Origin of the sequence: Desulfobulbus elongatus DSM 2908 (genome assembly GCF_000621145.1) — a bacterium.
Lineage (GTDB): Bacteria > Desulfobacterota > Desulfobulbia > Desulfobulbales > Desulfobulbaceae > Desulfobulbus > Desulfobulbus elongatus.
Genome location: NZ_JHZB01000021.1, coordinates 1 through 21,389, shown reverse-complemented (window position 1 = coordinate 21,389; position 21,389 = coordinate 1). Strand labels below are relative to the sequence as shown.

Annotated in this window: 18 protein-coding genes, 1 pseudogene and 1 riboswitch; of the genes and pseudogenes, 13 read left to right on the top strand and 6 right to left on the bottom strand. The window is 64.8% G+C overall.

The window, feature by feature from the left end:
• Positions 1–8 precede the first annotated feature (8 nt).
• The 5 genes and pseudogenes from Q362_RS0111380 (at position 9) to Q362_RS0111360 (ending at position 5,714) form a co-directional block, all read left to right on the top strand.
• Entirely contained in the window at positions 9–1,112 is a 1,104-nt protein-coding gene (locus Q362_RS0111380) for a glycosyltransferase family protein (RefSeq protein ID WP_028318793.1), read from the top strand.
• Complete coding sequence (locus Q362_RS0111375) at positions 1,099–1,725, top strand: ABC transporter ATP-binding protein (RefSeq protein WP_028318792.1); 627 nt, start codon at positions 1,099–1,101, stop codon at positions 1,723–1,725. Before Q362_RS0111380 ends, Q362_RS0111375 begins: the two co-directional genes overlap by 14 nt.
• A pseudogene (locus Q362_RS20330) lies at positions 1,715–2,528 on the top strand (ABC transporter permease). Before Q362_RS0111375 ends, Q362_RS20330 begins: the two are co-directional and overlap by 11 nt.
• A 178-nt stretch (positions 2,529–2,706) precedes the next feature.
• Positions 2,707–4,482 (top strand): hybrid sensor histidine kinase/response regulator, encoded by a 1,776-nt coding sequence (locus tag Q362_RS20325; protein WP_051554178.1) that lies wholly within the window; start codon positions 2,707–2,709, stop codon positions 4,480–4,482.
• Between the two features lie 38 nt (positions 4,483–4,520).
• Positions 4,521–5,714 (top strand): multidrug effflux MFS transporter, encoded by a 1,194-nt coding sequence (locus Q362_RS0111360; RefSeq protein WP_051554177.1) that lies wholly within the window; start codon positions 4,521–4,523, stop codon positions 5,712–5,714.
• Positions 5,715–5,751: 37 nt separating this feature from the next.
• Here the strand turns inward: Q362_RS0111360 and Q362_RS20320 are convergent, their stop codons facing one another.
• Complete coding sequence (locus Q362_RS20320) at positions 5,752–7,077, bottom strand: putative sensor domain DACNV-containing protein (protein WP_051554175.1); 1,326 nt, start codon at positions 7,075–7,077, stop codon at positions 5,752–5,754.
• Between the two features lie 252 nt (positions 7,078–7,329).
• Between Q362_RS20320 and nadA the strand changes: the two genes are divergently transcribed.
• Complete coding sequence (gene nadA / locus Q362_RS0111350) at positions 7,330–8,388, top strand: quinolinate synthase NadA (protein ID WP_028318790.1); 1,059 nt, start codon at positions 7,330–7,332, stop codon at positions 8,386–8,388.
• Positions 8,389–8,436: 48 nt separating this feature from the next.
• On the opposite strand, the gene Q362_RS0111345 is transcribed toward nadA, so the two are convergent.
• Positions 8,437–9,534, bottom strand: a complete 1,098-nt coding sequence (locus tag Q362_RS0111345) for a haloacid dehalogenase-like hydrolase (RefSeq protein WP_028318789.1) — start codon at positions 9,532–9,534, stop codon at positions 8,437–8,439.
• A 315-nt stretch (positions 9,535–9,849) separates the two neighbouring features.
• Here Q362_RS0111345 and Q362_RS20315 point away from each other — a divergent pair, with 315 nt between their 5' ends.
• Positions 9,850–10,305 carry a hypothetical protein gene (locus tag Q362_RS20315; RefSeq protein ID WP_035216483.1) on the top strand — a complete coding sequence of 152 codons (456 nt, stop codon included), beginning with the start codon at positions 9,850–9,852 and terminating at the stop codon, positions 10,303–10,305.
• Positions 10,306–10,466: 161 nt separating this feature from the next.
• On the opposite strand, the gene Q362_RS0111335 is transcribed toward Q362_RS20315, so the two are convergent.
• On the bottom strand, positions 10,467–12,215 hold the full coding sequence (locus Q362_RS0111335) for a YgiQ family radical SAM protein (protein WP_028318788.1): 1,749 nt from the start codon (positions 12,213–12,215) through the stop codon (positions 10,467–10,469).
• A gap of 261 nt (positions 12,216–12,476) precedes the next feature.
• On the opposite strand from Q362_RS0111335, the gene Q362_RS0111330 reads away from it, so the two are divergent.
• Entirely contained in the window at positions 12,477–12,728 is a 252-nt protein-coding gene (locus Q362_RS0111330) for a type II toxin-antitoxin system Phd/YefM family antitoxin (RefSeq protein WP_028318787.1), read from the top strand.
• Complete coding sequence (locus tag Q362_RS0111325) at positions 12,725–12,979, top strand: Txe/YoeB family addiction module toxin (protein ID WP_028318786.1); 255 nt, start codon at positions 12,725–12,727, stop codon at positions 12,977–12,979. Before Q362_RS0111330 ends, Q362_RS0111325 begins: the two co-directional genes overlap by 4 nt.
• Before the next feature lie 144 nt (positions 12,980–13,123).
• Here Q362_RS0111325 and Q362_RS0111320 read toward each other — a convergent pair whose 3' ends face one another.
• Positions 13,124–14,443, bottom strand: a complete 1,320-nt coding sequence (locus Q362_RS0111320; RefSeq protein WP_084312615.1) for a BaiN/RdsA family NAD(P)/FAD-dependent oxidoreductase — start codon at positions 14,441–14,443, stop codon at positions 13,124–13,126.
• A gap of 179 nt (positions 14,444–14,622) precedes the next feature.
• A riboswitch (cyclic di-AMP (ydaO/yuaA leader) is annotated at positions 14,623–14,751 on the top strand.
• Between the two features lie 50 nt (positions 14,752–14,801).
• Here Q362_RS0111320 and Q362_RS0111315 point away from each other — a divergent pair.
• Together Q362_RS0111315 and Q362_RS20310 are read left to right on the top strand one after the other, a co-directional pair.
• Complete coding sequence (locus Q362_RS0111315) at positions 14,802–16,718, top strand: potassium transporter Kup (protein WP_028318784.1); 1,917 nt, start codon at positions 14,802–14,804, stop codon at positions 16,716–16,718.
• Positions 16,719–16,855: 137 nt separating this feature from the next.
• Positions 16,856–18,601: a cation:proton antiporter domain-containing protein gene (locus tag Q362_RS20310; protein ID WP_051554173.1), complete on the top strand. Its 1,746-nt coding sequence runs from the start codon at positions 16,856–16,858 to the stop codon at positions 18,599–18,601.
• Between the two features lie 12 nt (positions 18,602–18,613).
• Here the strand turns inward: Q362_RS20310 and Q362_RS20305 are convergent, their stop codons facing one another.
• Together Q362_RS20305 and dinB are read right to left on the bottom strand one after the other, a co-directional pair.
• The gene (locus tag Q362_RS20305) at positions 18,614–19,000 is read right to left on the bottom strand and encodes a phospholipase A2 family protein (RefSeq protein WP_051554171.1); all 387 of its coding nucleotides are present in this window, start codon (positions 18,998–19,000) and stop codon (positions 18,614–18,616) included.
• Between the two features lie 42 nt (positions 19,001–19,042).
• Positions 19,043–20,191, bottom strand: a complete 1,149-nt coding sequence (gene dinB / locus Q362_RS20300; RefSeq protein ID WP_084312613.1) for a DNA polymerase IV — start codon at positions 20,189–20,191, stop codon at positions 19,043–19,045.
• 505 nt (positions 20,192–20,696) lie between these two features.
• Between dinB and Q362_RS22845 the strand changes: the two genes are divergently transcribed.
• On the top strand, positions 20,697–21,074 hold the full coding sequence (locus tag Q362_RS22845) for a hypothetical protein (RefSeq protein ID WP_211248485.1): 378 nt from the start codon (positions 20,697–20,699) through the stop codon (positions 21,072–21,074).
• Positions 21,075–21,152: 78 nt separating this feature from the next.
• A partial coding sequence (locus Q362_RS0111295) for a transposase (protein WP_028317300.1) occupies positions 21,153–21,389 on the top strand: 237 nt, incomplete at its 3' end.

Below are 21,389 nucleotides of genomic sequence, written 5' to 3'. Positions count from 1 at the left end.
GAAGAACGATGGACATTGCACCGCTCCGCATCGGCTGCTGCGTCAGCGGCCATGGCTTCGGGCACGCCACCCGGACGACCGCGATCCTCCAGGCCCTGGAACGGCGGCTGGATGCGGCTCTGACCCTGGTCACCACCGCACCTTCCTGGCTGTTTACCGAGTCCCTGGCTATGCCGATCGAATTCCATGCCCAGGCCGTGGACGTCGGCCTGATCCAGCAGAGCGCCCTGGCCGAGGACGTGGCGGCGACCGTACAGGCCCTGGACGATTTCCGGCGCCGGGCGGATGCGCAGACGGCCCGGCTTGCCGATCTCCTGGCCGGCTGCCGGCTGGTGCTCTGCGACATCGCGCCCCTGGGCATCGCTGCTGCCCGGCAACTGGGCATCCCCTCGGTGCTGGTCGAGAATTTCACCTGGGATTGGATTTACGAGGGGTATGCGGAACGCTGGCCGCAGCTTCGGCCCCATATCGAGGACTTCGCCGCGCTGTTCGGCCAAGCCGACTACCGCATCCAGACCCGGCCGGTCTGCGTGCCCGCGGCCGATGCGCTGACGGTCGATCCCGTGGCCCGGCCGCTGCGGCAACCGGAACGGCTGCGGCAGCGGCTGTTCCTGGAGCGCGGCCAGCATCTGGTGCTGCTGACCATGGGCGGCTGCGACGGCGGGGCCATGCCGCTGGAGCTGCTGCTGCAACGACCGGACCTGGTGTTCGTCCTCCCCGGCCGGAGCCGGGAAAACGAATTCACCGCCAACCTGCGCTTCGTGGGCCGGGACAGCGGCTGGTATCATCCCGACCTGGTCGCCGCCGCCGACCTGGTGGTGGGCAAGCTGGGCTATTCGACCGTGGCCGAGGCCTATCAGGCCGGCACCCCGTTTGCCTATGTGCCCCGGCCCGACTTCCGGGAATCGGCGACCCTGGCCGCTTTTGTCGCCCGCCATCTGCCCTCGTGGCGGATCGAGCCGGATGCGTGGCGCACCGGCGGCTGGCTCGCGGCCCTGCCGCCGTTCCCCATTGGCCGACGGTCCGCAGCCCCCATCTGCAACGGAGCCGACAAGGCCGCCTCCTGGCTGGCCAGCCTGATGACCGGGGAGGCCGTCCATGCCCGATCTTGAGGTGCGCGACCTCCGGTTCCGCAACCGCGGTCCCTACTCCTTTCGGGTCGGAGGGGGCGAATGCGTCGGCCTGCACGGGGCCTCCGGGGCGGGCAAGAGCCTGCTGCTGCGGGCCATCGCCGACCTCGATCCCCGTACCGGCAGCCTGCGGCTGGGCGAAATCGACGCCGACGCGGTGCCCGCACCCCTGTGGCGGCGGACCGTCGGCCTGCTGCCGGCGGACAGCGGCTGGTGGTTCGACTTGGTCGGCGACCATTTCGTCGATTTCGACGCCGTCGACGACCGCGTGCTGGCGGCCGCCGGCTTCGATCGCTCGGTGCGGGACTGGGAAATCGGCCGGCTGTCGACCGGCGAGCGGCAGCGGCTGGCCATCGTGCGCCTGCTGCACAACAAGCCCCAATGCCTGCTCCTCGACGAGCCGACCGCCAACCTCGACCAGGAGGCGACCGCCCGCATCGAGGAACTGCTGCTCAACTACGGCAGAACCCGCCAGGCGCCCCTGCTCTGGGTCAGCCACGATCCGGCGCAACTGGTGCGGGTCTGCCGGCGGCATCTGCTGATGGCGGCTAACGGTCGCCTTTCCGAGGCAGAAGGGGCCGCGCATGGGCGTTAAACCGCTTTCCCCGATCGATCTGGCCATTGCCGCCGCGCTGGTGCTGCTGCTGGGCGGGCTCTCCTGGCGGCTGCGCCTGGGGCTCGGCCGGCAACTGCTTATCGCCTCGATCCGAGTCACGGTCCAGTTGCTGCTCATCGGCCATGTCCTGCCTGCTCTTTGCCCACGCCCATCCCGCCTATGTCGGCGCGATCTCCCTGGTCATGCTGGCCGCGGCCGGCAGGGAGGCGGGCGTTCGCCAGCATCGCCGGGTCCGCGGCCCCTCCGGCTGGCTGATCGGCACCGGCGCCATGTTTCTCTCCTCCTTCAGCGTCACCCTGCTGGCCCTGCTGGTGATCGTCGGCAACCGGCCGTGGTACGAGCCTCAGTACGCGATTCCCCTGCTCGGCATGCTGCTCGGCAACACCATGAGCGGCGTGGCTCTGGGCATGGACCGGATGACCGAGACGGTCTGGCAGCAGCGGTCCGTGATCGAGCAGCGGCTGCTTCTCGGCCAGACCGCGCCGGAGGCGGTGCGGGAGATCCGTCGGCAGTCGATCCGGGCGGCCATGATGCCCATCCTCAACTCCATGGCCACCACCGGCCTGGTCAGCCTGCCCGGCATGATGACCGGCCAGATCCTGGGCGGGTCCGGCCCCATGGAGGCGGTCAACTATCAGATCCTCATCATGTTTCTCATCTGCGCCGGCACCGGTTTTGGGGCGTCGGCCGCCATTGTCGGGGTGGAGCGGCACCTGTTCGACAAGCGCCACCGCCTGCGGCTCGATGCCCTCCATGTGACCGACGATTCCGCCGCCTCCTGACCGGTGGGACGATGCGCCGGGACAGGGAATGTTGAGAATCTTTCCCGGCCCGGGCAGGAAGCGATTGTTTCCGACCCTGTTCCTTGCTACAATGAAAAACCGGTGCGGCGTATCCTGCGGGAGAGCTGCTTCGTTCTTCGGCTTTCTCCCTGCTTGGTAGCGAACATCGCGAACAGAGATGGAAATCACCGCCCCACGAGACCTCTCCCGGAGGCCGCTGCACAGCGCCGCCCTCTACCTGGCCCTTGCCATCCCCTGGATCTTTTTCTCCGACCGGATCGTCGCCTCGCTGATCGAGGAGCCCGTACTCCACGGCACGGCGCAGACCCTGAAGGACTGGCTGTTCGTCATGGTGAGCGCCTGCCTGTTCTACTGGGCGTTGAAACGGGAAATCGCCGCCTGCCGGGAAACGACGGAACACCTTCGGAAAAGCCGGCAGGAACTCCTCGACATCCTCGATGCCATGCCCGTGGGTGTGGCCCTGACCAACGGCGAAACCATCGAATACATCAATATCAACTTTTCCGAACGATTCGGGTACAGCCTCGACGAGATGCCCACCGATGCCCAATGGTTCCTGCTCGCCTATCCCGATCCCGTCTACCGGCAGGAGATGACCTCTCTCTGGCGGACCGAGATGGAACGTCTCAGGCGGAGCGGCGGTACGGTCGTCCGGCCCATCGAGGTCAAGGTGGCCTGCAAGAACGGCCAGATCCGGCATGTCATCGCCAACACCCAGTTGATCAACAACCGGATCATGATCATTTTCACCGACATCACCGAACGGGAACTGTTGCACAACGAGCTGGTCAAGATGCAGAAACTAGAATCCATCGGGGTGCTGGCCGGAGGCATAGCCCATGATTTCAACAATATCCTCACCGGGATCATGGGCAACCTTTCCTATGCCCGCCTGCTGCTCGAACCGGCGCACGCGGCCCGCACGCCCCTGGAGATCGCCGAGGACGCCTCCCGGCGCGCGGCTGAGCTGACCCGGCAACTGTTGACCTTCGCCCAGGGCGGCGAGCCGGTCAAAAGCGTGATGACCGTCCGCCGCCTGGTCAACGAGGCCGTGACCATGATGCTGCGGGGAACGGCGGTCCGGGCCGAGATCCGGGTGGACGAGGCGGTGCGGTTGATCGAGGCCGATGCCGGCCAGATGGCCCAGGTGTTGAACAACGTCATCGCCAACGCGATCCAGGCGATGCCCGAGGGCGGGACGTTGCGGGTCGGCGCGGACAATGCGCGGCTGGCCGCCGCCAATACCCTGGCCCTGCCCGCGGGCGACTACGTGCGGATCGTCATCGCCGACGAGGGCGTCGGCATTCCCGAGGCGATCCGGGAGCGCATTTTCGACCCTTACTTCACCACCAAGGAGAGCGGCAGCGGCCTGGGACTGGCGGCGGCCTACTCGATCGTCAACCGGCACGGCGGCCACATCGGCATCGAATCGACCGCCGGCAGGGGCGCGGTCTGCGCCATCCTGCTGCCGGCCACCGACAAGCCCCTGCCGGCCGCATCGCCCGAATGCCCCGCCGAAAGCCCGGCCGCCGGGTCCAGGGAACGGCGCGCCATTCTGGTCATGGACGACGAGGCGATCATTCGCGACCTGGCCGCGACCATGTTGGATCATCTGGGGTACGAGGTGCGGACCTGCGCCGACGGCGGCGAGGCCGTCCACCTGTATGCGGCGGCCCTGGCGGAGGACGCGCCCTATGCGGCGGTCCTCATGGATCTGACGGTCCCCTGCGGCATGGGGGGGCTGGAGGCCGCCCGCCACATTCTCGCCCTGGACGCCCACGCCTGCCTGCTCGTATCCAGCGGGTATTCCCATGACCCGGTCATGGCGGCATACCAGGCCCATGGATTTGCCGGCGTGCTGGCCAAGCCCTACACCATGATCGAGCTGGAGCAGGCTCTGCACGAAGTCCTGACCGCCCCCGCTCCCTGTTGACCGTCGGTCGAACACATCAAGAGAAAGGAAAAGGCCGAATGGGACTTGTCCGCACGCTCAGGGAGCATTTTCCCCCGATCATCCTGCTGCTGGCCCTGCTCTCGGCCTTTCCGCCGCTGGCCACCGACATGTATCTGCCGGCCCTGCCCCTGTTGCAGCACGAGTGGCAGGCGCCGCTGGTGACGATCAACCTGACCCTGGTCACTTTTTTCATGACCTACTGCGGCTTTCTGCTGCTCTACGGCCCGCTTTCCGACCGCTACGGCCGCAAGCCGCCCCTGCTCGTCGGGGTGGCGCTGTTCATCCTTTCCTGCCTGGTCTGCTCCGCCGCGCACAGTCCGGCCATGCTCATCTGCGGCCGGATTCTTCAGGGCGCGGGCGCGGCGGCGGCCTCGGCCATCGTGTTCGCCGTCAGCAAGGACCGGTTCACCGGCCAGCAGCGGCAGCGGATCTTCATCCACATCGGGGTGATCGTCGCCGCCGCGCCGATGATCGCCCCGATTCTCGGCGGCTGGATCCTGACGCTGTTTTCGTGGCGCTGGATTTTTCTGCTTCAGGCCTTCCTGGGCGCCGTGGCCTTTGTCGGCGTGGTGCGCATGGACGAGTCGCTGCAACAGCAGACCGCGCCCGGCCTCGCCCAGGTGGCCCTCAGCTACCTGCGCCTGTTCCGCAACGGCCGCTACATGCTCCTGCTCCTGACCGTGTCCTGCACCTGCGTGCCGGTCTTCGCCTTCATCGGCGGTTCGCCCGACCTCTACATCACCCGGCTGGGCTTCGACGAACGCCAGTTCAGCTACTTCTTCGGCTTCAACGCCCTGGCCTTTGTCCTGGCGCCGCTGACCTTTTCCCGGGTGGCGCGGCATGCGTCGGTCACCCGGCTGATGCCCTGGGCCTTCACCGGCATGCTCGCGGCTTCGCTGCTGCTGCTCTGCCCCTGGATTCCGCTGCCATGGCGGCTGACCCTGCCGATGTTCGTCCTCACCTTCGCCTTTTCCTTCTGCCGGCCGGCGGGCAACAACCTGATCCTCGAACAGGTGGACCGGGACACCGGCGCGGCCTCGTCGCTGATGGTCTTCTTCTATTTCATGGTCGGCGCCCTGGCGATGTGGCTGTTCTCCCTCGACTGGCAGGACAAGATCAGGACGCTGGGATGGATGGGCGTGGCGGCGGTGGGCTGCACGCTGGCGTTGTGGCCGGTGGCGAAGCGGCGCTTGCGGCCGGTGTCCGGCTGAGGGGCCGGCGGAAGAGGGGAGAGAGGCGGACGGTCGCTCAGGTGTCGCCGATGAACATCTGGGTGGTCAGATCCCAGCAGGTGACGATGCCGTTGCGCCACTTGGCCAGCTGGATGTTGCCGTCCTGGGAGACGACGATGGCCATCACCTGGTGGAGGGCGTTGCACAGATGGTAGACGGACCGGTGCCGCGAACCGTAGCCCTCGATTTTGGCCAGGCTGACCATTTTCCCTTCGGCGTCGCTGGCAATGGCGACTTCGGTGAGTTTGTCGAGCGAGCCGACGATCATGCCGCCGAAGCCGGTCGGCCCCCGGCTGCTGGTGACCACCGCGCCGTCGACCGCCGCCAGGTTGGCGACGAACTGGGCGTGTTCGTAGAGCGCCTCCTCGAGGTCGTACACCGACGATTCGTGGCGGAGATCCACGTAATCCTTCCAGGTGATGATCTTGTCCGGGTCCTTGATGTCGCCCAGGACGGTGGTGGCCAGGCGGATGGTCCGCACCATGAGGTTCTGCTGCCGCTGGATGGCCTCGTCCTGCTGAAAACGGTACTTGATCAGGATGTACGGGTTTTCCGCGGCCAGCTCGGGCGGGCTGTCGCCGGGGAAGATGATGAAGGTGCCGCCGTGGCGGGACATCCGGCAGACGCTCAGCACCCGTTTCAGGATCTGGAACTGCAGGCTCTCGATGAACTCGTCCTGGATCCGGGCCACCGGGTAGAGCACGCTGGCCCGGAATTGTTCGTGCAATTGCAGCAGGATGCTCCGTTCCTCGGCGAACAGTTTGTTCATCCACTTGGAATGGAAGGCATTGGCGCTGGAATCGATCACCCTGCCGCCGTTGAGGGTGGCGATGATCTTGAGCCCGCGGCAGATGGTGAGCATGCCCGGTCCGGTGACATGGACGACAAAAACATCGGGCAACTGCTTGGTTTTCTTGTTGCCGCCGCGTTCCTCCTGGAGCCAGCGGATGCCGGAGTTGACGATGCCCCAGATCTGGAACCCCTTGTCCGGATGCGGTTCCACGGCGATCAGGGAACGTTCGAAATCCACGGCCGGCGAGAGCCGGCGCAGTTCGTATTCGCTGAAGGGCCGCGGCGAGGAAAAGACCAGGCGATGGAACCCCTTGGGCGGTCCCTGGTCGGGCGGGAAGAGGGCGGACGGCGCCAGGATGAGGCGCAGCGTGACCGGACGGTCTTCCTCGCGCATCATGCTCACTTGGTAGCAGGTGGAGATCAACCGTTCCAGCGCGGGCTTGCCGGGCAGGACGCCGCTCTCCGCAATGCCGTCGCCCTCGGTCGGCGCGGGCGCGGCCTGCCACCGCTGGGTGATGAGCGCGACGAGTTCGGACGGGTAGACGTGCATGGGCGGCCGATCATGGAGGAGTGGGTTGCCGGAATGCGTACAGTATACCGCAGGATAGGCCGACAGGGAACCACGGAGTTGCTCTTTGTGCATCTCTTCGTCCGCGGTCCGGCGGAGAACGGGCGTCGGCCGGGATCGCTGGCGAAAAGGGTTGTGTTGCCCGTGTTTTTGCGGTAGTAGGGAGCCTTGCATCTCGTCCGGCGGCAGGAATGCCCCGGTTTATCGATAGAAAGAGCCCCCGCAGAGTGTGCCATGAAGAACGAAACCCGAGAAACCCTGGCCGATGTCCGCCTTCCCCGGATCGCGGTCCCCCCGCATCCGCCCAAACTGGAAATGTCCCCCGCGGCAAAAGAGGCGCTGCAAGAGCGGATCGCCACCATGCTGCGCCAGCAGAACGCGGTCTTGGTGGCCCACTATTACACCGACGGCGACGTGCAGGACCTGGCCGAGGCCACCGGCGGCTGCGTCGCCGATTCCCTGGAGATGGCCCGGTTTGCCGCCGCCCATCCGGCCCAGACCCTGGTGGTGGCCGGGGTGCGGTTCATGGGCGAGACCTCCAAGATCCTCAACAACGAAAAACGGGTGCTCATGCCCGCGCCCGAGGCCACCTGCTCCCTCGACGAGGGCTGCCCGATCGACCTGTTCACCGACTTCTGCGACCGCCATCCCGAGCATACCGTCGTGGTCTACGCCAACACCAGCGCCGAGGTCAAGGCCCGGTCCCACTGGGTGGTGACCTCGGGCATCGCCCTGCCTGTGATCAAACATCTGGCTGAAAAGGGGGAGAAAATCCTCTGGGGGCCGGATCAGCATCTCGGCCGTTACGTGCAGCGGCTGACCGGGGTGGAGATGCTCCTCTGGCCCGGTTCCTGCGTGGTGCACGAGGGCTTCAGGGCCGAGGGCCTGGCGCAGTTGCGCGCACTCCATCCCCAGGCGGCGGTGCTGGTCCATCCGGAATCGCCGGAGGCGGTGGTGGCGCAGGCGGACGTGGTCGGCTCCACCACCGCCCTGATTCAGGCGGTGCAAAACCTGCCCAACAAGGAGTTCATCGTCGCCACCGACGCCGGCATTTTCAACAAGATGCGGCAGTTGGCGCCGGACAAAATCCTCCTGGGCGCGCCGACCGCTGGCGAGGGGGCCACCTGCGAAAGCTGCGCCCGCTGCCCCTGGATGGAGATGAATACCCTGGAGAAACTGGCGCGGGTGCTGGAAACCGGCGAGGGCGAGATTTTAGTGACGTCGGAGTTGGCGGCCCGGGCCCGCATCCCGATTCAGCGGATGCTCGATTTCGCCGCGACCTTGAAGAAATAAGGACTGCGACGGCGTTCGGCCGGCGGCCACGAAAAGGCCAAGCCGGATTCAGACCTCCCCGCTTCTGACCGACTCCCGTGCGGGCCGGAACCGGCCCTCGGTCAGATCGAGGCCCTGGAGCAGAATGCGCGGGTCCTCGTACAGACTGCCGATCAGGCCGCGCTGCCGGCGGTTGAGCAGCAGGCGGATGTCGACCTCGGGCAGGGTCAGCATCTCGTAGTCGGTGTCGGCGTCTCCGGCCACGAGCATCGGGCGGGCACCGATCAGGCCGGTGATGATGTCGGCCTTGCCCTCGCGATAGGTGACCGGATAGGCATAGGGATCGCCGATGGTGAGCACCTCGCCCGCATCCAGGCGGACCCGGATGCCGAAGATGTGGTCCGCGTCCACCGGAAAGCCGAACCACCTCGCCGCCCCCTCCACCAGACATTCGGCGCTCGCCGAAATGACGTACCGCTCGATACCCAGTCCGGCCAGCCGGCGCATCAGGGCCAGCATCTCCGGATAGGGATGCATGCCCAGCGGCTGGCTCGCCTCGATGCGGCCGATCGGTGCCGGCGCCTCCACGGCCAGCGTCTCCTCGATAAGCGGCTCCCGCCCTGCCGCATCCACCACTTCCACAGCCAGAAAGCGCAATTCGTCGGTGGTGAATCCGGCCAGCAGCTTGGCCATGAACGGCAGCACGTAGCGCGGCCCCAGCCGCTCGTCCCTGCGGGCCTGGTCGGTGAACCAGAGCAGCAGGGCGGCGAAGAGCCGGGCCTCGGGCAGGCGCAGGGCCTGATCGGTACGGCCGGTCAGCAGCAGCGGAAACAGCGCCCGGTAGGTGTCGATTAAGGTGACGACGATGGCGGCCAGCGGCCGGCCGGCCAGTTCGCCCTCGGGTGGGGGCAGGATGGCGGCCAGTTGCTCCGGGATCAGGCGGTAATGGAGATGGCGCAGTTGATGGCGGAACACCGCCTGGCCCACGTCGCGGAAAATGCAGGTGTTGTCGAAATCGAACACCGCCACCGGCCTGACGGTGGATGGCTGCGCGGCGATCAGGGCCAGCCGTTCGTCGATCCGCGCCAGGTTCTCGGGGAACCAGTTGCCGGCGTCGTCGGCGTTGGCGGCGGCCTGCGCCGGCGGTGATGAGGGTGATGTGGTCATCGTTTGCGATGGTCGGATAGGATCGACGAGCGGGCCGCCTGCCGGGAGGGGCAGCCAGCCGATTGTGTCGGCTTATATACGATAAATGAACGAGTTTTCAAAGCGTTGTTTTCGCTGCCTCTTTTTTTGTGTTGTATGGCCTTGGAAACAATTTGGAAACAGCTACTTTGCCTGCCCCGTTCTTTCCGGTTCGACAACGTGCACTGCTGCCATCAGTTCTCTTTTTTTGAGTTAACAAGAGTTGCCTCCCTACCGATACCATTCATCAGGAGCGCTTATCCGCGCATCTCATATTTTTGCCCATGGGAGGGTCGAATGACGATCGAATCGGTAGCCCGCACGCAATACGCCCATCAATCCGCCAAGGCCGGAGCTTCGACCGCTTATGCCGGTTCAAGTTCGTTCGCCGCAATCCTCAGTGCCAAGACCGCGCAATCCGATCCCGTCGATCCGGTCACTTCGCAGGATGGCGGGCGGGTTGATTTCACCGGCATGACACGCCAGGAATTGTTCGACTGGATGAATGAGCAGCTCCGTACCGGCAAAATGACGTTCGAGGAGAGCACGCCTTTTCTGGCGATGACGGTGAGGATCTCGGAGTCCACCGGTCAGGCTGTTGACATGGCGACCGATGATACCCGCTATAATTTCATGGAAAAAGCCCGTTCGGGTCTGGAGGGGGCTTTGTGGCGCAATGACAAGGAGCAGGCGGAGAGGCTGGAGCGGGCAATCGCGATCATGAACAGCTATACGGGGCGGGGGGTGGCGTAGTTGGCAGCTCGTCAGGGATAGTGTGGAAGTGAACAAGGGCAGTCCTGCAGGGGCTGCCCTTGTTTGTGCGAAATGCCGGGAAACATGGTGGCAGGTTCTGGGACGGGTCGAACCGTGAGTTTATGGGGTTCTGCTGCACCTTGATAAAGAGAACGATTCGGTCAGACGGACCGTTTCCGGGAAGAAGCCGGCTTCGTGCCCGACCGGCGGGCTGGCCGCGGTTTCGTCTCGCCGGTGATGGTCGCCTTCTGCCGCTCCCGGCCCGCCTCGCTCGTTTCGACGAAACAGGGGTCACCGGTGAACGGATCGGTGGCCGTCCAGTACATGAGGGTGGACCAGGTGCAGGGCGTGGGGGTGAACAGTTGCACCTGGCGGGGCAGGAGGCGCAGCTCCCGCAGGCAGAAGGCCCGCAGTTCCTCCATGGCTTCCTGGGTGCAGCCGGGATGGGCGGCGATCAGGTAGTAGGTGAGGTACTGCTCCAGCCCCTCCTCCCTGGTCAGTCGGTTGAACAGGCGGCGAAAGTCGAGCAGCGCCTCGGGGCCCGGTTTGCCCATGGCCGCCAGCACCGCCGCGTTGCTGTGCTCCGGCGCGATCTTCAGTTGCCCGGAGACATGGTGGCGGACGATCTCGCGCAGATAGGCGAGGCCGTTGGCGCGGTCGGCCAGGATCAGGTCGTGGCGCAGCCCCGAGGCCACGGCGATTTTTCTGATCCCTGCGATGGCGCGCAGCCGGCGGAGCAGGTCGATGAGCGGTCCGTGGTCCGGCCTGAGGCTCGGGCAGACTGTGGGAAACAGGCAGCGCTTGTCCCGGCAGGCGCCCTTGGCCAGCTTTTTGGCGCACTCGAAGCCGTACATGTTGGCGGTCGGGCCGCCGACGTCGGCGATCACGCCCTTGAAGGCCGGGTGAGCGGCGAGACGGGTCGCTTCGCGGACCAGGGAATCGACGCTCCGCTGCTGGACCGTGCGGCCCTGATGCACGGCGATCGCGCAGAAGTTGCATTCGCCGTAGCAGCCCCGGTGGGTGGTCAGGGCGAAGCGGATGGTGTCCAGGGCCCGGACCGGCCCGTCCTTGCGGTGGCCGGGATGGAGGTCGAGTTCGAAATCCAGTTCGTGGATCGCGTCGAGTTCCGCCGTGGTCAGCGCCGGTTGCGGCGGATTGTGGACGAGGTAGCGGCTGTCCTGTTGCTGGGCCAGGGACTGGGCGGTGACCGGATCGTTGTGGTTGTAGAAGGTGCGGAATAGGGCGGTGAAGGCCTGCTTGTCCGTGGCCGCGGTTTGAAAGGAGGGCAGGGGCAGGGCCTCGGCCGGCGGTTCCTGGGCGATATGGCAGAGACCGCGGATGGCGGTCGGCGACTGTCCGGCGGCCAAGGCTTGGGCCAGCTCGACCACGCTCCGCTCGGCCATGCCGTAGAGCAGGTAGTCGGCCTTGGCGTCGAAGAGGATCGAGCGCCGCACCCGCCTGTCCCAGGCGTCGTAATGGGCGAGGCGCCGCAGGCTGGCCTCGATGCCGCCCAGCACCAGGGGCGCGGTGTGTTTGCAGTGCTGGCGGATCAGGTTGGCGTAGGCGATCACCGCCCGGTCCGGACGGCGGGTGTTGCGGCCGCCGGGAGTGTAGTCGTCGGTGTGGCGTCTGCGGCCCGAGGCGGTGCGGTTGGCGACCATGGAATCGATGGAGCCGCCAGTGATCCCCCAGAAGAGCCGGGGCTCGCCGAGCCGGCCGATATCGTCGGCCGACCGGCAGTCGGGCTGGGCGATGATTCCCACCCGGAAGCCGTGCTTGACCAGGAGCTTGCCGATCACCGCCACCCCGATGAAGGGTGAGTCGATATAGGCATCGCCGGTGACCAGGATGACGTCGAGCGCCTCCCAGCCCAAGGCGGTCATTTCTTCACGGGTGCAGGGGAGAAACATGGCGGTGCATCACTGAGCGTGCCGAGCGCATGGCGTGCGCACCCGGATGCGTGACGAGAGAAGGTGAACGACCTGCTGCCGCATCCGTGTCCGGTTCAGGTATGCTTCCGGAACGGGAAGCGTTTCCGCCGTCGAACCTGTGGGAAAGGCGGATGCCAACGGCACGCGTCCAACGGTGGCGCCGGGTTGGGCGATTGTTGACAGAAACGAGCCCGTGCTGTACGTGTATCTGTACATAAACAGGAGGCGGAGGCATAGAGCATGAATGCGATCACATATACCAGCGCGCGAGCCAGGCTTGCCGATACAATGGATCAGGTGTGCGATAATCATGAACCTATAATCATTACCCGAAGCGGCCGGCAGGCTGTCGTGATGATTTCGCTCGAAGATTACAAGGCGCTTGAAGAAACCGCGTATCTTTTACGGAGCCCGAAAAATGCACAGCGTCTTCTCGCCGCGATTGCAAGCCTGGAAAATGGCAGGGGACAAGAGCGCACGCTTGCGCCATGAAACTCATTTTCGCTGAGCAAGCCTGGGAAGATTACCTGTACTGGCAGAAAACCGATAAAAAAATGCTTCGCAGAATCAATGCGCTCATCCAGGAAATTATTCGTTCCCCTTTTTCCGGAACCGGAAAACCGGAGCCGCTGAAACATGCGTTATCCGGCTACTGGTCCCGCCGGATCAACGACGAGCATAGAATCGTGTATAAAATCCTCGATGATGCCGCGTTGACTGCCCAACTGCGCTATCATTATTGACGTCACCGGCAAGGAACCGACGAGCCTGAGCAAAGCGGGGCAAAATGTTCGGCTGGAGTGTCTCGGTGGGCTGCCGGTTTGTATACAGGTTGCTTCTGCCTTGTCTCAGGCCGATCGTACCTTCCTGGAAATCAAAACGTTCATTCAAAACGTCTCTTGTCGTTCCACTTTTCCTGCCGCCGCCGAGCGGCCGGCCAGCCAGCCGGTGGAAAATGCGGCCTGAAGGTTGTAGCCGCCGGTGTCGGCCTGGAGGTCGAGGAGTTCGCCGGCAAAGTAGAGGCCGCGCACCAGCCGGGAGGCCATGGTGCGGGGATCGACTTCGCGGGTGTCGACGCCGCCGGCGGTAACGATGGCCTCGGCCAGGGGGCGGTGGCCGGTGATGCGCAGGCGGAAATTTTTCAGCCAGTGGCGCAGCCGCCTGCGCTCCTCGCTGCGGATGGCGCCGGCGAGCGTTTCCGCGTCCAGGCCGGTTTCGTCCAGGGCCACGGTCACCATTTCCCTGGGGAGCAGGCCGCGCAGCACGCTTTCCAGCGGTTCCTTTCGCCGCTGTTCGAAATCGCGCACCAGGCGGGCGTCGAGTTTTTTCTCGTCCAGGGCCGGCTTGAGGTCGAGCAGCAGGTGGATGTCCCGGCCCTCGCCCAGGGCATCGACGATGCGGCCGCTCAGGGTGAGGATCACCGGACCGCTCAGGCCGTCCTCGGTGAAGGCCAGTTCGCCGAAGGCCTCGTCCCGTTTTCTGCCGTCGATGAACAGCCGCACCCGGATGTTGCGCAGTTGCAGGCCGGCCATCCTGCCCGCGGGGCTGCCTTCGGCCAGCAGCGGCACCAGGGCCGGGCGCACGGGAACCAGGCGATGGCCCGCCTCTTCCGCCAGCCGGTAGCCGTCGCCGGTGGACCCGGTCAGCGGATAGGAGGCGCCGCCGGTGGCCAGGATGAGGGCGTCGCAGGCAATGGTCCGGCCACCGCAGACCACGCCGGTGATGGCGCCGCCCTCGATCGCCATCCGGTCGACCGCCATACCCGTGCGGACGATAACCCCGCATCGGTCCAGCCAACGTTCGAACACCGACAGCACTTCCGGCGCCTTGCCGGAGGCCGGAAAGACGCGGCCGCCCCGTTCGGTCACCGTCGCCAATCCCAGTTCCTGAAAGAATTCCAGCAGTTCCGCAGAGAAAAAGCGGTGGAACGCCTGGCGGAGGAAGGGGCCGGTGGGGCCGAAGTGGCCGAGAAATTCCGGCAGCGGCGCGACATTGGTCAGGTTGCAGCGGCCCTTGCCGGTGATGCAGAGTTTGCGGCCTGGCCGGCCCATCTTTTCCAGAAGAACCACCTCGGCTCCGGCCAGAGCGGCCTGGCCGGCGGCCATCAGACCGGCGGCGCCGCCGCCCGCCACCACCACCCGTACCGGGCTGTCGGGCCGCGCCGGGTTGAAAAGATCGTCTGCCGGGAAAGGGGTGGAAGCGTGCATGCCGGAGTACTACCCCAAACCATGGGGAAAAAACATCACAATCGTCATGATGCCGCTGAATGCCGGCCGGATGCCGGCAAGAATTCGATTGCAAAAGGCGGGAAAACGAGGGAGAATGCGGCCCTGCCGCGTAACCGGCGTCCACCACCCTCACGATACCGGTGGAGACGGCGCGCGGCGGACAGACAACGCTTAGTCCCGTATCGGCGGGAGCGGGGGACCCACATTTTACGGGGCGGATCGCACACGCGTAAGGCACTCTCAGCCCGAGCCCGTCAGCTCACCTCGTCTGCGTCATGGGAGCCTCCGGTTGTTTTGCCAGAGGCTGCATTGCCTTGGCCATCAACAGGAGAACTCCGTGGACGCGCCCGCTATCCCCGTTTCGCCTCCCTCCAGAGTCGACGATCACCATAAAGCCCCGCTGGCCCATCTGGCCCTGGCCGCCCTGGGCATCATCTACGGCGATATCGGCACCAGCCCCCTCTACACCATCAAGGAGTGCTTTTTCGGTTCGCACGGCGTGCCGACCACCCCGGCCAACATCCTGGGGATTCTCTCCATGGTGTTCTGGTCGCTGATCTTCGTGATCAGCATCAAATACATCCTCTTTATCCTCCGGGCCGACAACAAAGGGGAGGGCGGCATGTTCTCCCTGCTGGCCATGCTGCGCGGCCGGCTGAAGAACGAGAAAAGGCGCTGGGCCGTGCTGACCCTCCTCACCGCCTCGGGGGCGGCGCTCCTCTATGGCGACGGCGTGATCACCCCGGCCATCTCGGTGCTGTCGGCCGTCGAGGGCCTCAACATGGCCACCGACGCGGCCGCCCCTTTCGTGGTGCCGCTGACCTGCCTGATCCTGGGCGCGCTGTTCTTCTTCCAGCGGCACGGCACAGAAGTCATCGGCAGGGTTTTCGGCCCGGTGATGGTCCTTTGGTTCGGCACCCTCGGCGTACTGGGGCTGCTGGCCGTGGTCAAACAGCCGGTGGTGCTCGCCGCCATCAATCCAGCCCATGTGATCACCTATTTCGCCGACAATCACCTGCACGGCGCGGTATCCCTGGCCTCGGTGGTGCTGTGCATCACCGGCGGCGAGGCCCTGTACGCCGACATGGGCCACTTCGGCCGCCTGCCCATCCGCCTGACCTGGTACCTGGTGGTCCTGCCCGGCCTGTTGCTCAACTATTTCGGCCAGGGGGCCTATCTGCTGACGCACCCGGCCGGTATCGACACCAACCCCTTCTTCGCCCTGGCGCCCAATGGCCTGCTCTATCCCCTGGTAGCCCTGGCCACGCTGGCGACGATCATCGCGTCCCAGGCCATGATCTCCGGCGTCTATTCCATGACCCAGCAGGCCATTCAATTGGGATTCACGCCGCGCATGCGCATCGTGCACACCTCGGAGAAGGCCAAGGGCCAGATCTACATCCCCACGGTCAACTGGATGCTGATGATCGCCTGCCTGACCCTGGTGCTGGCCTTCCGGGAATCCTCCCGCCTGGCCGCGGCCTACGGCTTCGCGGTGACCGCCTCGATGACCATCACCTCGATCGTCTATTTCCAGGTCACCCGGATCAAATGGAACTGGCCGCTGTGGCAGGGCTTGGCCCTGGTGTGCCTCTTCCTCTTTTTCGACAGTTCCTTCCTGGGGGCCAACATCCTCAAGATCAAGGACGGCGGCTGGATCACCATCTGCATCGCCACCGTCATCCTGGTGGCCATGATCACCTGGCGCGACGGCCGGGCCATTCTGGCCAAGCATTACGATCTGATGCGGCTGCCGACCGACGTCTTTCTCAACGATCTGGCCAAGTACAGCCCGCAGCGGACGGCCGGCACCGCCGTGTTCATGTCGATCAATCCCGTGGGCATTCCCCATACCCTGCTCCATCACCTCAAGCACAACGAGGCCCTGCACGAGCGGGTCCTGCTCTTTTCCGTGCTGTCGGCGGAGACGCCGACCATTGCCGACGAGGAGCGGATTCAGTTGGAGGATCTGGGCCAGGGCATCTACCGGGTCCGGGCCCACTACGGCTTCATGGAAAGCCCCAACATGCCGAAACTCCTCGAACTGCTGGGCAAAAAGGGGCTGGCGATCGACATCTACACCACCTCCTTCTTCCTCGGCCGGGAGACCCTCTTGGCCACCGGCACCTCGCCCATGGCCGCCTGGCGCAAGCACCTGTTCATCTTCATGTCGCGCAACGCCTGGAACGCCACCTCGTTTTTCAAGGTGCCGCCCGACCGGGTGGTGGAACTGGGCAACCAGGTGGAAATCTGATATTTTTCCGGTTGCCCGACTGCCGGTCCGCCGCGTCCTTCCAGCCCCCTTTTGCCGTCCTTCGGCGGGGACGGGGCGCTATCTTTTTGACATTCGCCGGCTTGTCACCTACATTCGGGGGGGTGAGACCGGCGGCCATGGCCGCCTGCCCTTTCCCTTTCGTCATGATGGCGCCCGTGCACTCCAACACCATCACCGTTCTGTTGCTCTCCATGGCGCTCCTGCTGGTAGCGGCCCGGATACTGGGCGAGCTGGCGCACCGCCTGCGACAACCCGCGGTGGTGGGCGAGCTGCTGGCCGGGGTACTGCTCGGCCCCACCGTGCTCGGGACCATCGCCCCGGAAGCGAACGCCTTCCTTTTTCCCGGAACCGGTCCGGGTGCGGTTGCCTTCGACACCATCGCCGGCGTGGGCGTGACCCTCTTTCTCATGGTGGCCGGGCTGGAGGTCGATCTCTCCAACGTGTGGCGCAAGGGCCGGACCGGCCTCAAAGTCGGGATAGCCGGCATCGCCATCCCCTTTGCCGCCGGCCTGCTCGGCGCCTGGCATCTGCCGCGGTTCTTCGGGGCGCAGCCGCACGTCGACCCGCTGCTTTTCGCCCTGTTCCTGGCCATCGCCATGTCGATCTCGGCCCTGCCGGTGATCGTCAAGACGCTGCTCGACCTCAACCTCTACCGCAGCGATTTCGCGGTGGTGGTCATCAGCGCGGCCGTTTTCAACGATCTGGTCGGCTGGATCATCTTCGCCGTGGTGCTGGGCATGATCGACAATGCCGCCGATCTCGCCCACGGCCTCACCCGCACCGTGACCCTGGCCCTGGGATTCGTTCTCTTTGTGTTCACGGCAGGCCGCAAGCTGATCCACCGGCTGCTGCCCTATGTTCAGGCCTACACCTGGTGGCCCGGCGGCGAGATCGGCTTTGTCGTCATCCTCACCCTGCTGGGGGCCTCCTTCACCGAGTGGATCGGCATCCACGCCATTTTCGGCGCCTTCTTCATCGGCATGGCCGTGGGCGATTCGCCCCACTTGCGTCAGCGCAGCCGCTCGATCATCGACCAGTTCGTGGTCAACATCTTCTCGCCCGTCTTTTTCGCCAGCATCGGCCTCAAGGTGAACTTCATCGCCCACTTCGACGGTCCCCTGGTCCTGGCCGTGCTGGCGGTCGCCTGCGGCTGCAAGCTGGTCGGCGGCGCCGCGGGCGCCAAGTGGGGGCGGCTGGGCAACCGGGAAGCTCTGGCTGTGGGCTTTGCCATGAATTCGCGCGGGGCGATGGAGATCATCCTGGGGCTGCTGGCCCTGGAACAGGGCATCATTTCGCGGGAGTTGTTCGTGGCCCTGGTGATCACCGCGATCCTGACCTCGATGATGAGCGGGCCGATGATCCAGGCGATCCTGCGGCCGTCCCGGAAGGCGCGGCTGGAGGATTCGTTCCATCTGGGCCTTTTTCTGCCCGAACTGCGGGCCGACTCGATGAGGGCGGTGATCGAGGAGATGGCGGCCCCAGTGGGTCGGGTGCTGGGGGGGCGGCTGGAGCCGAACCGCATCAGGCGGGTGCGGTGCGGCCCCGAGGACGTGGCCTGTGCCGCCATCGTCAACGACGTGCTGCTGCTGGCCGCGGGCCTGGAGGAGATCAGCCGGCCCTCTGTGGTCACCGGCATCTCCACCGGCGGGATCAGGCTTTCCCCGCTCGACGAGCAGCGTGTCCACGTGGTGTTCCTCATCCTGTCGCCGGCCGACGATCCCGCCCTGCGCGGCGACATGGTGGCCGAACTCTCCCGGCTCTACAGCGATCCGGCGATGATCGCGCAGACCCTCCAGTGCCGCGGCTTCACCGAGTTTCTCGCCCTGATCCGGACCTCGACGGTCTCCTCGCAGCAGGAATGAGCCGGCGGGCGGTCAGGGCTGCACCCGGCCGAAACCCCAGGCAAAGGAGGCGCGCGTCCATTCGCCGCCGCCGAGACGCACCCCGGCAAACATGGTTTCGGCCATCCGGGTCGAGCCCAGGAGGCGTGCCACCTCGATCATCAGTTCGGCATCGGCGATCAGACGTTCGACCTCCTCGCCCGGATAGCCGGCCCAGTATTTGAGATCGTGCCGGAAGCAGGACGGATAGAGATCGTATCCCCGCCACTGGTCGAACCACAGGGAGCAGCCGTCGGAGGCGAACGGCCGGCCGGGTGGATCGGCGGCGATCTTCGCCCACAGCGCATCGAGACCGAAGTGGGTACAAATGGCCTCGATGCGAGTCAACGAAACGACTTCTCCTCTCTCGGGAAGCTCCATTGTTCCTCCTTGGCCGGGTCGGCCTGCGGATGAGCGGTTGGGTCAGGGATGGAGAGCAGGGCCGTCCCCTGCCGGGAATCCCGACCGGGGACCGGCTTCGCGATCCGGGAAGGGCAGGGGCAGTTGCCGGATGCGCCGGAGCCGCGCCTCCCGTTCGTCGCACAGATTGGCGACCGTGACCCCGACCAGGCGGACGGGCCGCCGTCCGGCCTCGGTCGCGGCGAGCAGCCGCGGCAGGTGGGCGAGGATGTCGGCCGCGTCGAAAAAGCCCTGGTTGGTGGTGCAGGAGCGGGTGACGGTGGTGAAATCGCTGTAGCGGACTTTGAGCGTCAGGGTGCGGCCGCCGGTTTTCTTGCGCGCCAGCAGGTCGGCCACCTCCCGGACCTGCTCGTGCAGGACCGCGCTCACTTCGGCCAGCTCGCGGATATCCGTGGCCAGGGTGGTCTCCGAACCGATGGATTTGCGTACCCGCACCGGCTCCACCGGCCGGTGGTCGATGCCTCGGGCCATGTCGTGGAAGAACCGGCCGTTCTTGCCGAACGCCGCCACCAGTTCCTCCAGGGAGAAGCGGAGCAGGTCGCCGCCGGTGCGGATGCCGTGTTCCCGCATTTTTTGCTCGGTTACCCGGCCGACGCCGTAGAACGCGCCGATGGGCAGGGCGGCCAGAAAGGACTGGGCCCGCTCCGGGGGGATGACGGTGAGGCCGTCGGGCTTGCGGTGACCGGAGGCGATTTTGGCCAGGAATTTGTTGTAGGAGACGCCGGCCGAGGCGGTGAGCCCGGTGGCCGAGTGGATGGCGGCGCGGATGTGTTCGGCGATCCGGGTGGCCGAAGGCTCGGCCAGCAGATTGTCGGTGACGTCGAGGAAGGCCTCGTCCACGGAGAGCGGTTCCACCAGGGGCGTGTAGCGGTGGAACAGGGCCATGATTTTCCGGGAAACCTCCTGGTAGCGCGCCAGCCGCGGCCTGAGGAACACCGCCTGCGGGCAGAGCTGGTGCGCCCGGCCGCTGGGCATGGCCGAATGGACGCCAAAGGCGCGGGCCTCGTAGGAACAGGCCGCGACCACGCCCCGGCTCGTGGGCTCGCCGCCGACGATCACCGGCAATCCCCGCAGTTCCGGCCGGTCGAGCTGCTCGACCGAGGCGAAAAAGGCATCCATGTCGACGTGAATGATCTTGCGGACGGGCGGCACGGGAAAAACGGTTTGGCCTCAAGCGGTTGTCGCCATTGACGCTGGTTGCGGTCACGGCTATTATCGAATTGCATGCACCGGCTTTTGCTCGCCTTTTACCATACTCCCAGCCAGAAGATCGGACAACAGGTTGCTGGGCTGCCTCCGGAATACCCGGCTCGTACCGGACTCGATCAGGCCCTTGGGAAGGTTATGTGGTTGGCGTATCTCGCGAGAAGAAAATAAGGGCGGAGAGAGGAATCCGGGGACGAATGGAGCCATCGGCGCTGAGCCGGGCGGCGTGCTCCGAAACCGGAAACAAGGGGCAAACTGTTTGAGCGCAGCGAGTTTTTGCCCCGCCGGTTTCGGGGCGCGACGAACGGGGTTGTCTCAGCGGCGCGGCTGCCTTTTCTTTTGGTTCTTTTCTTTGGGCAAGCAAAGAAAAGAACGCCCCTCCCGCAGGGAGACAGAACTTCATGGGTGTTACAAGCGATTGAAAAGAAGAATGAGTTGTAGGAGGTATTCAGTGCAAAATCTCGTTGAAATAAAAGAAAATATTGTTCTAATTCGGATTAATAAGCTGTTCGATCCGGCTATGACGCAAGAGCAGATGTATGAAGCAACGAGAGGTGTCTGGAGAATTGGCTCCCGTAGAAATAAAGCAGATTTTGCCTTTGCTGTCTTCAAGGGGGAAGTAAAGGAGGTTTACAAGATAATTTCATGGCATCCTGCTGGCACTTTGAAATATTATTCAAGAATAATAAATAGTTTTCTTGAAAAGAATGACATGGGGAAAAGGTGGGAATTTGATGGTGTCGTTGCAGAAGAAGAAATTCGAAAAAAATACGTGGGCCAATCTGTTAAGCAATTTTTTCAAAAGGGCGCCTCTAATCCAGTTATTTAGTGATTATCCACAAATAATTTGCTCGCAATTTTCCCACCTCCAGCTAATATCCGTTGAAACCAAGCAACGGGGGGAGAAATGGCACGCATCAAAACCTGGGAAATTTCGGATGCATTCTGGGCGATCGTTGAACCGTTGATCCCCACAGATCTGCGAGAAGCCGGAAAAGAATATACTCGTAAGCCGGGCGGCGGCCGAAAGCCGAAGTATTCGAACCGACTCTTTTTCTCCGCAATAGTGTACGTCCTGAGGACAGGAATCATCTGGAACGCCTTGCCGCGTGAGAAATTTGAAGGCGTCAGTTCTGCTATGGTT

Bases quoted from the DNA above. Each gene is read 5' to 3' on its own strand.
- nadA (WP_028318790.1), top strand. From the start codon at position 7,330: ATGAAGAACGAAACCCGAGAAACCCTGGCCGATGTCCGCCTTCCCCGG.
- Q362_RS0111375 (WP_028318792.1), top strand. From the start codon at position 1,099: ATGCCCGATCTTGAGGTGCGCGACCTCCGGTTCCGCAACCGCGGTCCC.
- Q362_RS20325 (WP_051554178.1), top strand. From the start codon at position 2,707: ATGGAAATCACCGCCCCACGAGACCTCTCCCGGAGGCCGCTGCACAGC.
- Q362_RS0111320 (WP_084312615.1), bottom strand. From the start codon at position 14,443: ATGCACGCTTCCACCCCTTTCCCGGCAGACGATCTTTTCAACCCGGCG.
- Q362_RS20320 (WP_051554175.1), bottom strand. From the start codon at position 7,077: ATGCACGTCTACCCGTCCGAACTCGTCGCGCTCATCACCCAGCGGTGG.
- Q362_RS0111360 (WP_051554177.1), top strand. From the start codon at position 4,521: ATGGGACTTGTCCGCACGCTCAGGGAGCATTTTCCCCCGATCATCCTG.
- Q362_RS0111380 (WP_028318793.1), top strand. From the start codon at position 9: ATGGACATTGCACCGCTCCGCATCGGCTGCTGCGTCAGCGGCCATGGC.
- Q362_RS0111345 (WP_028318789.1), bottom strand. From the start codon at position 9,534: ATGACCACATCACCCTCATCACCGCCGGCGCAGGCCGCCGCCAACGCC.
- Q362_RS20315 (WP_035216483.1), top strand. From the start codon at position 9,850: ATGACGATCGAATCGGTAGCCCGCACGCAATACGCCCATCAATCCGCC.
- Q362_RS20310 (WP_051554173.1), top strand. From the start codon at position 16,856: ATGGCCGCCTGCCCTTTCCCTTTCGTCATGATGGCGCCCGTGCACTCC.
- Q362_RS0111325 (WP_028318786.1), top strand. From the start codon at position 12,725: ATGAAACTCATTTTCGCTGAGCAAGCCTGGGAAGATTACCTGTACTGG.
- Q362_RS0111335 (WP_028318788.1), bottom strand. From the start codon at position 12,215: ATGTTTCTCCCCTGCACCCGTGAAGAAATGACCGCCTTGGGCTGGGAG.
- Q362_RS0111330 (WP_028318787.1), top strand. From the start codon at position 12,477: ATGAATGCGATCACATATACCAGCGCGCGAGCCAGGCTTGCCGATACA.
- Q362_RS20305 (WP_051554171.1), bottom strand. From the start codon at position 19,000: ATGGAGCTTCCCGAGAGAGGAGAAGTCGTTTCGTTGACTCGCATCGAG.